The organism is Pseudoalteromonas sp. RW-H-Ap-1, assembly GCF_048318575.1.
In the GTDB taxonomy this organism is placed as follows: Bacteria; Pseudomonadota; Gammaproteobacteria; order Enterobacterales; family Alteromonadaceae; genus Pseudoalteromonas.
In genome coordinates this window covers 472,754-487,096 of record NZ_CP166997.1, presented here as the reverse complement: position 1 = coordinate 487,096, position 14,343 = coordinate 472,754, and the positions used below count along the sequence as shown (strand labels likewise).

Here is a 14,343-nt window from a genome sequence, read left to right as displayed (position 1 = left end):
TAATCCTATAGCGCCTTTAGTTTAGCGTTTATAGCTCCTTTTTGGATTTGATATTTAATTGTTCATTGCTGCTACGGCATTTTCTTTTAATGTTTTAGCTAAAGTATCAGAGCCATCGTCTAGCTTTTGATCTATCACATATTGCGCATTAATAATAACATTTGGCCAATCTTCAAGCTTGGTATAGATTTTTGCTAAATCGTAATGAATCGACCTTAACAGAATTGGATATGGCTCTTCTGCCTGAGTTAAAAAAAGCTCATATAAACGTGCGGCTTCCTTTAAATCTTCCTCAACAAACAAACCACCATCATAAAGCCATGCAAGCCTGCGAATAGCCAAATTTTCATTTTTCAGCACACGGCGCTTTAACTCGTTAACATAACGGGAACCGTCCCCAGTATGATGGCCAATAAAAAGTAATGCTTCATACTCACCCATGTCGTAAGCTTTTTCGCACCACTTCTCAAGCTGTCTAGGCGCGTACATTAAGCTTTTTTGACATTGAAGCATCACTGTACTTTTAGACAAGTCAGGATTGTTGATATCAAGTTCTGGCCATAAAGTCTTTGATAAAGACTTAGCCTGAACTTGAGCAGTGATTGTGCTAAGAACAAACAAAGCTATAAATATTCTTTTTACCATTTGAGAGTTCCATCAGAATTGACTCTTTGTTCAGGAATATGAACTTGAAATGTTTTAACTAAATGTTTAGAAGGGAAACCTTCACGATAAAAATATTGCTGCTTGAGAGTTTTTATTTCAGTTGAATCGCCTTCACAACGCCTTTGAGATAGACAAGCAATACCCCCTATAAAATCTATAAATCTAATGCTATTGATTCCCCTAATTGGCATTAGGGTATCTAAACCAGGCTCGTAGTTTGAAGCCTGTACAGCATGCCATCGATGCATAAAAGCAACGATACGATTTGCCTTCGATTGATTTAAAACACCCGCTATATTATCAGCCCATATTTTATTACGACGAGTGTGCGTGCTCAAACAGTCCCCTCCAACATATTGATCATAAGAGCACTCCTTATCCATAACCTCCATCATTTCTTGCGAAATATCTAAGGCAATAATTTTTAAGCCAATATTTCTAGCAGCTTTTACTAACTCACCATAAGCTTTAGGAACTAAATAACCCCAAGCCCAGTTTTCATCGAAGTATTGTTGAATTTCTCTAAAGCCTTTACCCGTACGTTGGTAAAACTCAATTTTTTCTTGCATAGATCGTGGCAACATCTCCATCGCAAAATGAGTAAACCCTGCTCCTTTAAGCTGCTTTAGGGCTTTAATAGCTTCATATTTATAGCCAGCGGTATTATGGCTCGATTCGCCTAGCATAACTAAACGCGCATTACCGGCCATTGTTTTGTAATTTACATCCGTGTTTATTTTATTCATTACCTATCCTTGTTTTTTATTTAAATTTTCAAAACACCATCTATAAAATTCAATAGCGTTATTATTCTCAGAGCTGTAAGGAGCAACTGCATATTCATAGCTCATTGCAAATAAAAGCTCTTTTGCAGTGAAGTTACATTCTTCACTTTTTGAATAACATTCCTTAACCCCACCCCATAATGACATTGCGCGACTTACATACTCGTCACCCCATTTTTCTTTAAATTGCTTGCTGGGGTTGTTTTTTAGTGTAAATGAAGCAACGTCTTGAAGTGTTAAGTGGTTCGTATTAACACACATCACAATAAATAATTAGCTTTTCGGTAATTTGCAATACAAGTTTTCTAGAGCAGAAATCACAGAAGAGTCAGGCACTAAGCAATGCACTGAAACCAAATGTAAAATAGATGAGTCTACAATTAAATTTATTTCTCCATTGGGGATTCTGTACTCATATTTAGATATAACTTTATTTTCCTCATTTATTAAAAAGTTTTTTTCATTACAAATAGGACAAATTGCTATATGGCGTCTTTTATTAATTACCTCTGTCTTATCTAGAGCATCCAAAAACCATTTAAAAAAACTTCTTTCTCTAAATTTGATTTAAACTCATTATTCATTAAATCTAAACTTACCCAAACATCATTAGTTCTACGTGAAATCATATTCCATGCCTCTTTTCAAAATTTAAAAACGGTATCATTACACCAGTCCAATTTTGAATAAAACTTATAAATAAGTAATCAAATAAATAGAATACTTTCTTTTCATTTGATTACTTATCTTCTCTATAAATGCAATAGTTACTCTAAGAAAGATAAAATATTTCCTCATTATTTCAATTACTAAATCTCAAAATTATAAATCTACTTCAATTATATTTTCTATATTTGGGGTCGATTCTAAAAATAACTTCCATTCGAGAAGGGCGTTTTTCAGCTGTTGCGTAGTTAAAACTTGAAAGTAGCTATCATCAAGTAAAGAATAAATTTGTGCGTTCTCAATTGTAAATTCAGCTCCCCACCTTTCGCGATCCCAGTAAAAAGAGGCACATTCACTAGTTAAAACAGAATTTAATCTTTTTATACCTTCCTCAACCCAATCAATAGTATCATTGTATGGTAATCCGCCATCATCCATGAGAAGACTAGATAGGATATTTTTACCATCGTTATTCTCTGTGATTGAAGAGCAAACTGGATAAATAGAATCAACATCTCTTTTCCAAGAAAAACTTATTTTCATAATTAAACCTTAATATAATGGATAAACAGTAGTTTTTGGTTCTAACCACCCTTTTACTTTAATTCCGCTGGGCGTTGTTCCTGTCCACATTTCGCCATCTGGACTTCCCATAGTTTGCTAGACACCCAATAAGTTACATTGTAACTTCTAATAAGAGGTGTTTTATGAGCAAAGGCAAACGTTTTACCCAAGAGTTTAAAGAAGCGGCTGTTAAACAAGTTACTGAGCGCGGATATTCAGTTGCAGAAGTCGCTGAACGGTTAGATATTTCTACTAAAACGCTATATCACTGGCGAAGCCAATTATCAGATAAACCTAAATCCGTTCAACCATCCGATGAAAAATTAAAGATCGCTAAATTAGAAGCGCAATTGAAACGTGTCACGGAGGAACGGGATATTTTAAAAAAGGCCGCAAGGTACTTTGCCAGCAACCCCGAGTAAAGTACGGCTTCATTCGTGATCATCAAAGTGAGTTTTCCATTACGACGATGTGCCGCCTTTTTAAGCTGCATCGCAGTGGTTTTTATGCGTGGTTGAAAAAGCCTTTAAGCAATAGAGCGCTTGAAGATAATCGCTTGTTGAAGCTCATTAAAGCGTTTTATGTAGCCAGTGGCGGCACATATGGTAGCCCTTGGATACATGCAGACTTGCGTGAAGCCGGTGAGCGGTGCAGCGTAAATCGTGTCGCTAAGATCATGCGACAACATAAGCTTAAAGCGCAAATTGGGTATAAGCGTCGCCATATTAAAGTCGGTAAGACATCGCGGATTGCAGATAACTTATTAGCGCGTCAATTTAACCCACCTGCGCCGAATCAATCATGGGTGAGCGACATAACTTATATAAGAACTTATGAAGGTTTTTTAAATGTGGCAACAGTAATGGATTTATTCTCTAGGCGTATTGTGGGTTGGTCGATGGATAAAAATATGGATAAGCGCCTTGTGATAAACGCACTGCTGATGGCTGTATATCAACGTCAACCGAAGGCTGAGGTAATGGTGCATAGTGATCAAGGTAGTCAATACGGTAGCGCTGACTATCTCGCATTTATGAAAGAACATAATCTTGTGCCGTCGATGAGCCGTGCTGGGAACTGTCATGATAATGCGGTTGCTGAAAGCTTTTTTGCGACAATTAAAAAGCGAATAGTTAAGCGTAAGATATACTCGACACGCGAAGATGCGAAAGGTGAGATATTCAATTTTATAGAAATGTTTTACAATCCAAAAAAGCGCCATTCACACACAGGCGGTGTTTCACCTGCTAAGTTTGAAGAAGCGTACTATTCTGAGTTAAAAACTGTCTAGTGAAAGCTGGGAAGTCCAGTGTTTGTATTGCTTATCTCTGATTCTTCATAACCATACACATCCGCTTGGTTTTCCCATACCACTTCTGCTTTGTTATTAGTAACAAAACGCGGAGTATTCAATTGGTCTAGGTGGTAGTAATACACCTCGCCTTGCTTAATCAGCGCGACTGGGTGAAATTGGTTTGGCAGGTTGATATACCAAGTATATTCACCGTGTTGGTATTCGCCAATTAACTGGTCGTTATCCCAAATGTAGTCAATTTTGCCCTGCTCGGTGTGCTTGGCGATACGCCGCCCGAGTGGGTCGTAATCGTATTGAGTAAGCGTACCGTTGTTATTAAAACAACTAAGCTGATTAAACGCGTTGTATTCACGACGGGTTTTTATACCTTTACCGGTTTCGCGTATTTGGTTACCAAATTCATCGTAATGAAAGTCGCTGTCGCCAAAGTGAGTTAAACGGTCGGCATCAGTGATGCCTGTAATAACCCCATCGTCTTCGCTTAGCTCACTGGCTGCGGTTGCTACATTTGAATCGTTATACTCACTATGAATTACATTACGTGTGCTTTCTGACTGACTGCTTTCAACCTTATTGCTGGCGCCACTAGCATCGCTCTCATCATTGTGCTGAGTAGTTTGCTGCTCGGTTAATTCGTTATTTTGTACCCTTGACTGGCTGACAGGGTTACCAAAGCTATCCCACTGGTATTGGGTGGTTTTTGTGTTCTCAGAACTTACTAGATTTTGCTGAATTAACTGCCCAAGGCTGTTGTACTCAAAATTAATATTATGACTACTAACGCCTTCCTCTTTACGCGCAATCAGCTGGTTTACACTATCGTAATTGTACGTACAAGTATCAAATAGTGCTTGCGCAGGATGGGTTAACTGTTGCTGCGTTAAGCGGTTAAATACATTAAATTGTTGGGTAAGGGTTACGTCATTACCAAACTTTTGCGTTTGAATATTACCTTGACTGCATAGCCATAAAGAGTTAAGCAAAATTGCCAAAACCTTTAAAACTTCTATGTTGTTAAAGAGCATTTTATCTTATGTTTAAAATGAAAGTATTGATTGTTTGATTAAGCAGTCTTTATTACTGTATAAGTATTAAAGCAATCAATTGTATTCTTTTCCTCATCTATTTTTATACTATCAGGAAAGCTAAATACTCTCCTTAGCTCATCAAAATTTATATCTTTCTCTAAATGGCAAAAATAACCAGTTCTATTGATGCCCCAAATATATTCATTAACAGACTTATTACCATGCCCTATTAAAAAATCTACAACTGGCTCTAGGTGTGAATAGTCAGCCTCACCCTCACTAGGGTAATCCTGTATTTTAATTTTTTCAAATGAGACAGGAATAGGTACTAACTTACTAACTTTTCTCACTACTCCATACTTAACTTAAAAGCGATATTTTGGCACTTCTTTAATATTTCTGAAAATTCAGGGTCACTTTCTTCAAATTCACGAACTGCGAAATGCCCTAAAATTATTTTCTCCAATTTACTTCGATCAGGTTCAGAACCGTTCAATATCATCTGTAAATAGTGTAGTTGTTTTAAAATGCTTTTATAAATATCAAAATCAGGAATGTTTTTTAACCTTTTTTCAGTTAAAGATATACCTTCTTCTATTGTTTCCAAGCGGCTCATTTAAGTTATCTCTTCTTTTTAAAAGCTAATTTATTAGCAGTAAAATATTGTGTTCCACCACCTTCTGTTGGATATGATTCCCCCCGAACAGACCAGAAGTCATCAACCGCTTTTGCTCTACTTCTAAGGGCTGGTGTATCTTCTTGGGCAATATAAACACCTTTAATTTTAGGCTCTATACTATTTAATGCTCTATTTGTACCCATAGGGCTTATGCCTAATTGAGTTGGCGTGATATTGGGATCATCTGAATAATAATTTCCTTGTGGTGCTCCGGGTGATTGAAACTGATAGAAGACTTGACCGCTCTCAATCATGACTTTTTCTACCGGGTGAGCAAAATCAATTCCTGTAAGATGTGATGGAATATCTTCTTCCTTAAAGCCTTGCGATTTATAAAACTCAAAAGCCACGAGTTTACGTTGCTTAATAGTATCAGCAATAGGCGTTTCTTCTTGCTCGCCCTCCTTACAACTCAGCCCAAACGGATCTACCCAATTCACCGGATTCGGTGCATATTGATAGTGGTTTATGCCACCCACTAAGCCAATAGGATCTTGATTTATAAAGCGCTGTTGTTTAGGGCTATAATAACGGTAGCGGTTGTAGTGTAAACCGCTTTCTTCATCTAAATACTGCCCTTGAAAGCGGATTGGCTGAGTGAAGCTGTTTTCTTTATTAAACTCAGACTCTGTTTTTAGTTCTTCGTAGCCATACGCATCGGCTTGGTTTTCCCATACGACTTCTGCTTTGTTATTGGTAACAAAGCGTGGGGTATTAAGTTGGTCTAGGTGGTAGTAGAACACCTCACCTTTTTTAATCAACGCGACTGGGTGAAATTGATTTGGTAGGTTGATATACCAGGTATATTCACCGTGTTGGTATTCGCCAATTAGCTGGTCGTTATCCCAAATGTAGTCAATTTTGCCCTGCTCGGTGTGCTTGGCAATGCGACGTCCGAGTGGGTCGTAGTCGTATTGAGTAAGGGTGCCGTTATTATTAAAACAGCTTAATTGGTTAAACGCGTTGTATTCACGGCGGGTTTTGATGCCTTTACCGGTTTCGCGTATTTGGTTACCAAACTCATCATAATGAAAGTCGCTGTCGCCAAAGTGGGTTAAACGGTCTGCATCAGTGATGCCTGTGATAACATCATCATTATCACTTAAATCATTGGCTGCGGTTGCTGCATTTGAATCGTTATATTCACTATGAATTACATTACATGTGCTTTCTGACTGACTGCTTTCAACCTTATTGATGGCATCGCTATCATCATTGTGCTGAGTAGTTTGCTGCTCTGTTAAGTCGTTATTTTGAATTTTTGATTGGCTAACTGGGTTACCAAAACTATCCCACTGGTATTGGGTAGTTTTTGTGTTCTCACCACTGGCTAAATTTTGTTGAATTAACTGGCCAAGGCTGTTGTACTCAAAATTAATGTTATGACTACTAACGCCTTCCTCTTTACGCGCAATCAACTGGTTTACGCTGTCGTAATTGTACGTACAGGTATCAAATAGTGCTTGCGCAGGATGAATTAACTGCTGCTGTGTTAAGCGATTAAAAACATCAAATTGTTGGGTAAGGGTTATGTCATTACCAAATTGTTGCGTTTGAATATTGCCTTGGCTGTCGTAGCTAAGCGCTGCAAGTTCAACAGCCGTGCTGTTGCCTTGCTGTAAGTGAATGCCACTCAATTGGCCAAATTTATTGTAGCTATATTTAAGCGTACTTGAATCTGGCAAGGTCAGTGATTGCCTTCTGCCGTAGTCGTCGTAACTGTATTTTAAGGTGTGCGCTTGTTGCTGATTATGTACTTGCTCAGCATGCAGTAACCGCCCGCCTTTATCAAACTGCTGCTTTAAGGTTGATTGTGCATTGTGCGCACGAGTAATTTTACCTTGCAGGTTATAGTTGTAGTAATTGGCATTATTAACGATGTGAGTATCGGTTGCCAAACTTGCATGCTGCGCAATCACGCGCCCTAGTTTATCGCGCTCTATTTTCACATGGCGTTTATCGCTTTGTGTAACCGAGGTTAACCGATTACAAGCATCGTATTTATATTGCTGTTAGTCACCAGCATAAGCAAATTGCCTAAGCCATTTAAACATCCATATTGTTAAAGAGCGTATTGATCTTATGTCTTAAAGTGGGTGCCTGTTTTATTTCTTTCGTTTTATCTTGGGAAATAATCTAGACATAAATGAGCATGGCTTATTGCTAAACTATAAAACGAACTAAATTGGCACGCCTCGGTCTGCACCTGGTTTAATTATAAGATCATTATCACGCAATCGTTTACGACATTCATCGGCAACAAATTCTAATTGATTTAGATCAGATGCATTTCTATCAAAAAGACTTTTATCTATACGATAATACTCTTCATAATCAACTTTACGATTACTTACCGGAATAGACACATAATAATCACCAGAGCTTTCTTCAATACCAACCGAAAAAAACTTTTCTTTAGAAAAAAATAAATCTTTAAATTTCATAATATTACCCTTAATCTTTTACGTTCTTAACACTAAACCTGCTTGTCGGAATATCACCAACGTCTATCACAGCCTCAGAGCTACCATCCGGTAATCTTCCACCAACAAGCCATTGATCATTAGCACCAGCTTCATTACCTGAAGGCATTCTAAGCCCCAAACTATCAGGATCCGCAAAATCAACACGCATTAATTCATTACCCTCTAACATCTCTCGAGGTAAACCTATTGCTTCAGCTAGCGCACCGGGGTCTCCAGCAGCTTGAAACATCAATGCATCAGCTTCACTATTAGGCATAACAAATGAAGTTCCATCACGCTGCCCCGGTCCATATTTTTCCAAATTGGACTTTGTCATAAATCGTGAAGCTCCACCATTAAACTGCTGAATATGAGCATCAATATATGACTGAGGAAGATATTTAGCGGGCTTTGGCCGAACACCATTTTTCATATTTTGTACTTCTTGCATCATCTGGTAACTGGTTGAAGCTTCAGAACTATTTTTAAAATGTCCTTTAGTATTTTTCTGAAAGGTATTCCATGTATTCTCTTTACAACTCAACCCAAACGGATCCACCCAATTAACCGGATTTGGCGCATATTGATAGTGGTTTATGCCACCCACTAATCCAATCGGGTCTTGATTTATAAAGCGTTGTTGTTTGGGGCTGTAGTAGCGGTAACGGTTGTAATGTAAGCCGCTTTCTTCATCTAAATACTGCCCTTGAAAGCGGATTGGCTGAGTGAAGGTGTTTTCTTTATTAGTGTCAGCGTCGGCTTCAAGCTCTTCATAACCATACACATCGGCTTGGTTTTCCCATACCACTCCTGCCTTGTAATTTGTCACAAAGCGTGGAGTATTAAGTTGGTCTAAGTGGTAATAATAAACTTCGCCTTTTTTAACCAATGCCACTGGGTGAAATTGATTTGGTAGGTTGATATACCAGGTATATTCACCGTGTTGGTATTCGCCGATTAACTGATCGTTATCCCAAATGTAATCAATTTTGCCCTGCTCGGTGTGCTTGGCGATACGCCGCCCGAGTGGGTCGTAGTCGTATTGAGTAAGCGTGCCGTTGTTATTAAAGCAACTTAGCTGATTAAACGCGTTGTATTCACGACGGGTTTTTATGCCTTTGCCAGTTTCGCGTATTTGGTTACCAAATTCATCGTAATGAAAGTCGCTGTCGCCAAAGTGGGTTAAACGGTCTGCGTCTGTAGAGCCTTTAATAACTCCATCGTCTTCGCTTAGCTCACTGGCTGCGGTTGCTGTACTTGAATCACTGAACTCACTATGAATTACATTACGTGTGCTTTCTGACTGACTGCTTTCAACCTTATTGATGGCATCGCTATCATCATTGTGCTGAGTAGTTTGTTGTTCGGATAACTCGTTATTTTGAATTTTTGATTGGCTAACTGGGTTACCAAAACTGTCCCACTGGTATTGGGTAGTTTTTGTGTTCTCAGAACTTACTAGATTTTGCTGAATTAACTGGCCTAGGCTGTTGTACTCAAAATTAATGTTATGGCTGCTAACGCCTTGCTCTTTACGCGCAATCAACTGGTTTACGCTGTCGTAATTGTACGTACAGGTATCAAATAGTGCTTGCGCAGGATGAGTTAACTGCTGCTGTGTTAAGCGGTTAAATACATCAAATTGTTGGGTAAGGGTTACATCATTACCAAACTTTTGCGTTTGAATATTGCCTTGGCTGTCGTAGCTAAGCGCTGCAAGTTCAACTGCATTGCTATTGGCTTGCTGTAAGTGAATAGCACTTAGCTGGCCAAATTTATTGTAGCTATATTTAAGCGTACTTGAATCTGGCAAGGTCAATGATTGCCTTCTGCCATAGTCGTCGTAACTGTATTTTAGGGTATGCGCTTGTTGCTGATTATGTACTTGCTCAGCACGCAGTAACCGCCCACCTTTATCAAACTGCTGCTTTAGGGTTGATTGTGCATTATGCGCACGGGTAATTTTACCTTGCAGGTTATAGCTATAGTAATTGGCGTTATTAACGATGTGAGTGTCGGTTGCCAAACTTGCATGCTGCGCAGTCACGCGGCCTAATTTATCACGCTCTATTTTTACATGGCGTTTATCACTTTGTGTGACCGACGTTAAGCGGTTGCAAGCATCGTATTTATATTGCTGTAGCGTACCGTCAAATCCAGTAACTTGCGTTGGGTTTTCGTTAGCGTCATAGCTTATACGGTATACATGGCCGTCGCTGCGCTCAATGGCGGTTAAGTTACGCTCTTTATCGTACGTTAAATGCAGTGCACTGCCATCGGGCTGAATAACACAATGTGGCTGGCTTAGCCCTTCAAAGTGTTGCTCGGTGGTATCACCCTTACTGTTTTGCGAGCTAATTAACCGCCCTGCATCATCGTAACTAAAATGTTGATGCTGTTTATTCTCAGGGTCTTTTTCGTCAAAGGCAATAGTTTGCGCAAGCTGGCCGTGCTCATTGTATTTATATTGAGTCAGCAAACCTGCGTTATTAATAGTGGCATTTACACGGCCTAAACTGTCGTAACTATAACGAATAAGCTCATCATTATGGTGTTTGGCTAAAAGCTCGCCTTGCTCGTTCCATACAAATTTAGTGACTTGACCATTTTTATTTATGTGCTGGGTTAGCTGTCCAAATTTGTCATAGCTGTAAAGTATGGTGCGACCGTCACCAAAGGTTTCACTTTGCAGTAAACCCGCTACGCTATATTTACGGGTAATGGTTTGACCATCAGGCAAGGTGGTTAATACACGCTGACCTAATTGGTTGTAAGCAAATTTAGTAACACTGCCATCTGGCTGCGTTATTGATTCTAACTGGCCATAAGGGGTATAACTGTATTTTATTTCACTGTTATCTGGCTTTATTTCCGTTATTTTTTGACCTTGTGCGTTATAGCCGTATTGCCACACATTACCATTTGGGTCGGTGTGCTTAACTAACTTACCTTGCGCGTTATGTACAAAGTGTTCTTTATGCCCACGCGAGTCTATACAGGTTGTTTCACCAGCGTCTAAATTATATTCAAACTGATATGTATAGGTGTTGTTATCGCCCCATTGTTTTATACACTTAGCACTTGATGAATAACTGTCCCATTCAAAATGATGGCTAAAACCACTGGCTCGGGTACGCTTGGTTAATAAGTTAGCGGCGTTATAGCCATAATGCTCTGTTTCACCTTGTTGATTGGTCGCGCGAACGAGGTTTTTGTTTTCATCATAATCATATTGCGCAAGTAACGGCGTTAGTAATACTGGCTTGTTGTTATCACCTGTACGATAAGCCGAAATGTTTGCCAGCAACCCTTGCGGGTTATATTTTAAAATACAGCCACGCGCTTTATTTACCTCAACGCGATGCAAGCGCTCTTTCGCATCGTAATAAAAACCAATACTTTGGCCTTTTTCATTAATAACTTTTTCGAGCAACCATGAGTTCTCGCCGGCTTTAAACGTAAGGTGTTGATCATCTGGGGTTACCAATACTTGCTTACCATTAGTTTGGTAATGCAACGCCAAATTACTGCTTAACTGATAGCTCGATTGCCCCGGTTTTACTTTTTCAAAGCGGTGTTTAGCGCCATGCTCATCTTGGTATTCTAACCAGTAGGTGCCCTTTTGTTTTGGGCCTACTTTAGGTGGCGGTAAATAGTGCTCAGTTAACTGCACCATAAAATCATGTCGCCAACCATTACCCATCACACTGCATACATCCGCATGCGATGAGCGGTATAGGCGTCGCCAAATTAATTGTTTGCTGCCTGCTAAGGTGAAATCAATAAGCGGCAGTATTTCTTCACCCGAAAGCATAGAAACTGGATCAGAGCGACACTCTTGTTGGGTGATAGGTTCTTCGCTTGGGGTATTATTACTTGCACCGCCACTGTTTTTAGCCGGCGCTTGAGAGGCACTTTTACCTGAGGCTGTTGAACTGCTCTTACTATTTGCCTTTTTACCTGCTGCGCCGCTATTGGTGTTATCACTTACCTGAATGGCCGACTTAGCTTTTTGGTGATAACAACTAATAGTACCTGCAACCAAAGCTTGGGTTAATACACTTGCGGTTTCACGTGCTGACGCACCGCGCGAACAGCTTACTCCTGCAAGGTTAAGCAAGTTAATAACGTCTAAACGTTTAGCTGCGTCGCTTGTAAGCGCACTGCCTACTTGCGCAATTTGATTTTTGGCACTTTCCGGCGTGTTAGCTACTACAGCAACAAAGCCCGACGGCGCAGAACCTTTACCTGCGACGAGGCAAATTGGGTAACTTATTCCCTGTAAAACAACGGTATTACTTTGCATTAGCTGTGTACTTCCTCACTTATCCATAAGTATGATGCTGCACCTTGATGCTTAGCTTGCTCCTGTGAAAGCATTAATGCATAACTAAAATGCTCAACAATTGCAGGGCTTGTGGTTAATTGGTACAAGTTAACCAACCCTTCTAGTGCGCCTATTTTCCCTAATTTATAATTGGGTAGTTCGTAATATGTGTGCTCATCAATTAAGCTAGTAAGTAGCTGTAAATTGTTTAGCCAACTATCATCATCTACCCCATTTCCTGGTGCAAAAATTAGATCTATCTTATTCTCTGTTTGTTCAGCTAATCGCGTAAGCATACCTGCTAGCTGATTATGTTTGCTAAAATCAATAGATGCTGCAATTTCATGGCTTACCTGCGACCACCCACAAGGCACCATTTCAACTAGAGCTAACGCGCCACCTACACCTTGATAAACAAACTGCTGCTGTTTATTTGCTTTAAAGGTTGCATCTAAAGCAATTACATTGAATTTTTGCCATTTTTTTTCATCGGCCAAGGCTATAGCAGAGTGCGCGGCTGTTGCACCATGAAAAATAAGCTCATTGCTATGATTGGGGTATAGCTGTTGTAAGCTCTGAGTTAATAACTGTTTTAGCTCATCTTGAAATGATAACGCTGGTAGTAACCAGATCATCGGCAATTTGCTGTCTGTGACTTCTGCCATTAATTCTTTAGATTTAATTATGCAATCGTAAACACAGGCATCCCAAGACTGCCATTGCAGTTCATTAAAAACAGCACTGTTATCGTCAAATAATAATGCATCTACGCTGCTAATATTTGGGGCAGAAAAGCATACCATCTCTATTGAAAATGCACTCATGATGCCACCTCGTCCTGAGCTTTATTGGCAGCGAGGTGTTGATAATAGCGATATAAGTTAAACACCCCTTGGCTATAGCTATCCATGGCTGATAAATAAATGGCATTAGGCACTTCATCAAGAGGGTGTCCTGCAAGCAATCGTAAACTCGACATGGCGGTTTCATATTTAGGCCAGTTATGTTTTAACTGCTGCTGAAAATCTATTAACGCGCTTTCATCGCCTTGCCAAGCAAGTCGTTGAATATCGTACTCCACTAGCTGATCGAGTTTATCACCTAACATGCGCCTTATTAGCGCAATAATTAACGCGGGTTGCTCTACCTGTTGTAATAAAGAATTGGCTAAAACAATCAGTTTTACAAAACCGCTTTGTAATAAAATATGCAATGTTTGATCAACCGATAAGGTATTACTAGCATGATTGCTTAAGCTATTTACTTGCTCAAAATTTAACGACAACAAAAATAACGACATTAAGGGTGATAGATGCGCTTGCTCAGTTAATGCATCAAAAATAGCCGTTAATATCTGTCTATCGTGGTGCTGCGCAAGGCTGGTAATTTGATTTATAGTTGCCAGTGTTTGCGGCGGAATTTCATCATCAGCACTGTAAGCAAAAAACAAGGTGTTTAAATTTAATAGCCGAATTAAGTTAAAGCTATGCTGTTGAATAACCACTTTATTTATAATGATTTTAAAAAAAGCACTCAGCGCTGGCTGATTAAGCAATTCATTTATAAATATAATATTTTTATTTTGTGGCAAGTTAGCCATGACTTCAATACATGCTTGGGCAACTAATTCATCGTTTTTGGTATTAGTGATTATTTCGACTAGCTGCTCAGTGGTGGGCAATTCAAGGTTATTTTTTTGATTATTGTTTTTTGCGTTTACCCAACAGTTTTCTAATAGGGTTTTTCTTAAATAGCGAACATGACCTACACACGTAAACGGGCACAATTGAGCGTTACTAATTTGTAGTAATTGTGCTTGATGATCACTTAAATAGGTCGCTAGCAAAG

Annotated in this window: 12 protein-coding genes and 1 pseudogene; 1 reads left to right on the top strand and 12 read right to left on the bottom strand. The window is 39.3% G+C overall.

Going from position 1 to position 14,343, the window contains the following annotated elements; genetic code table 11:
* Positions 1-54 precede the first annotated feature (54 nt).
* From AB8618_RS18585 to AB8618_RS18570, 4 genes are all read right to left on the bottom strand, one after another.
* Positions 55-645 (bottom strand): hypothetical protein, encoded by a 591-nt coding sequence (locus AB8618_RS18585; protein ID WP_409425679.1) that lies wholly within the window; start codon positions 643-645, stop codon positions 55-57.
* The gene (locus AB8618_RS18580) at positions 639-1,412 is read right to left on the bottom strand and encodes a ChaN family lipoprotein (RefSeq protein WP_413402952.1); all 774 of its coding nucleotides are present in this window, start codon (positions 1,410-1,412) and stop codon (positions 639-641) included. Before AB8618_RS18580 ends, AB8618_RS18585 begins: the two co-directional genes overlap by 7 nt.
* A 3-nt stretch (positions 1,413-1,415) precedes the next feature.
* Positions 1,416-1,712, bottom strand: coding sequence for a hypothetical protein (locus AB8618_RS18575; protein WP_413402950.1), 297 nt, complete (start codon positions 1,710-1,712; stop codon positions 1,416-1,418).
* A gap of 561 nt (positions 1,713-2,273) precedes the next feature.
* On the bottom strand, positions 2,274-2,660 hold the full coding sequence (locus AB8618_RS18570) for a hypothetical protein (RefSeq protein WP_409425676.1): 387 nt from the start codon (positions 2,658-2,660) through the stop codon (positions 2,274-2,276).
* A 164-nt stretch (positions 2,661-2,824) separates the two neighbouring features.
* Here AB8618_RS18570 and AB8618_RS18565 point away from each other — a divergent pair.
* Positions 2,825-3,972, top strand: a protein-coding gene (locus AB8618_RS18565) for an IS3 family transposase (protein WP_409425675.1) whose coding sequence is annotated in 2 segments (ribosomal slippage) — positions 2,825-3,062 and positions 3,062-3,972 — 1,149 coding nt in all. Because the reading frame shifts where the segments join, the coding sequence is not laid out codon by codon here.
* A 20-nt stretch (positions 3,973-3,992) separates the two neighbouring features.
* Here AB8618_RS18565 and AB8618_RS18560 read toward each other — a convergent pair.
* From AB8618_RS18560 to AB8618_RS18525, 8 genes and pseudogenes are all read right to left on the bottom strand, one after another.
* Positions 3,993-4,961, bottom strand: a pseudogene (locus AB8618_RS18560) (RHS domain-containing protein); the annotation flags it as partial.
* 98 nt (positions 4,962-5,059) lie between these two features.
* Entirely contained in the window at positions 5,060-5,374 is a 315-nt protein-coding gene (locus AB8618_RS18555; RefSeq protein ID WP_409425674.1) for a hypothetical protein, read from the bottom strand.
* Positions 5,374-5,640, bottom strand: coding sequence for an immunity protein Tsi6 family protein (locus tag AB8618_RS18550; RefSeq protein WP_169021075.1), 267 nt, complete (start codon positions 5,638-5,640; stop codon positions 5,374-5,376). The genes AB8618_RS18555 and AB8618_RS18550 overlap by 1 nt, the downstream gene beginning before the upstream one ends.
* Before the next feature lie 5 nt (positions 5,641-5,645).
* On the bottom strand, positions 5,646-7,652 hold the full coding sequence (locus tag AB8618_RS18545; protein ID WP_413403568.1) for a polymorphic toxin type 46 domain-containing protein: 2,007 nt from the start codon (positions 7,650-7,652) through the stop codon (positions 5,646-5,648).
* Between the two features lie 231 nt (positions 7,653-7,883).
* Positions 7,884-8,147, bottom strand: coding sequence for a hypothetical protein (locus AB8618_RS18540; protein WP_301562866.1), 264 nt, complete (start codon positions 8,145-8,147; stop codon positions 7,884-7,886).
* Between the two features lie 10 nt (positions 8,148-8,157).
* On the bottom strand, positions 8,158-12,474 hold the full coding sequence (locus tag AB8618_RS18535; RefSeq protein WP_413403566.1) for an RHS repeat-associated core domain-containing protein: 4,317 nt from the start codon (positions 12,472-12,474) through the stop codon (positions 8,158-8,160).
* Complete coding sequence (locus AB8618_RS18530) at positions 12,474-13,319, bottom strand: hypothetical protein (RefSeq protein ID WP_409425670.1); 846 nt, start codon at positions 13,317-13,319, stop codon at positions 12,474-12,476. The genes AB8618_RS18535 and AB8618_RS18530 overlap by 1 nt, the downstream gene beginning before the upstream one ends.
* Positions 13,316-14,341 carry a hypothetical protein gene (locus tag AB8618_RS18525; RefSeq protein ID WP_409425669.1) on the bottom strand — a complete coding sequence of 342 codons (1,026 nt, stop codon included), beginning with the start codon at positions 14,339-14,341 and terminating at the stop codon, positions 13,316-13,318. The genes AB8618_RS18530 and AB8618_RS18525 overlap by 4 nt, the downstream gene beginning before the upstream one ends.
* Between the last annotated feature and the right edge of the window lie 2 nt (positions 14,342-14,343).

Excerpts from the sequence above, each read along its gene's own strand:
- AB8618_RS18585 (WP_409425679.1), bottom strand. The coding sequence starts at position 645 with ATGGTAAAAAGAATATTTATAGCTTTGTTTGTTCTTAGCACAATCACT.
- AB8618_RS18580 (WP_413402952.1), bottom strand. The coding sequence starts at position 1,412 with ATGAATAAAATAAACACGGATGTAAATTACAAAACAATGGCCGGTAAT.
- AB8618_RS18575 (WP_413402950.1), bottom strand. The coding sequence starts at position 1,712 with ATGTGTGTTAATACGAACCACTTAACACTTCAAGACGTTGCTTCATTT.
- AB8618_RS18570 (WP_409425676.1), bottom strand. The coding sequence starts at position 2,660 with ATGAAAATAAGTTTTTCTTGGAAAAGAGATGTTGATTCTATTTATCCA.
- AB8618_RS18550 (WP_169021075.1), bottom strand. The coding sequence starts at position 5,640 with ATGAGCCGCTTGGAAACAATAGAAGAAGGTATATCTTTAACTGAAAAA.
- AB8618_RS18540 (WP_301562866.1), bottom strand. The coding sequence starts at position 8,147 with ATGAAATTTAAAGATTTATTTTTTTCTAAAGAAAAGTTTTTTTCGGTT.
- AB8618_RS18535 (WP_413403566.1), bottom strand. The coding sequence starts at position 12,474 with ATGCAAAGTAATACCGTTGTTTTACAGGGAATAAGTTACCCAATTTGC.
- AB8618_RS18530 (WP_409425670.1), bottom strand. The coding sequence starts at position 13,319 with ATGAGTGCATTTTCAATAGAGATGGTATGCTTTTCTGCCCCAAATATT.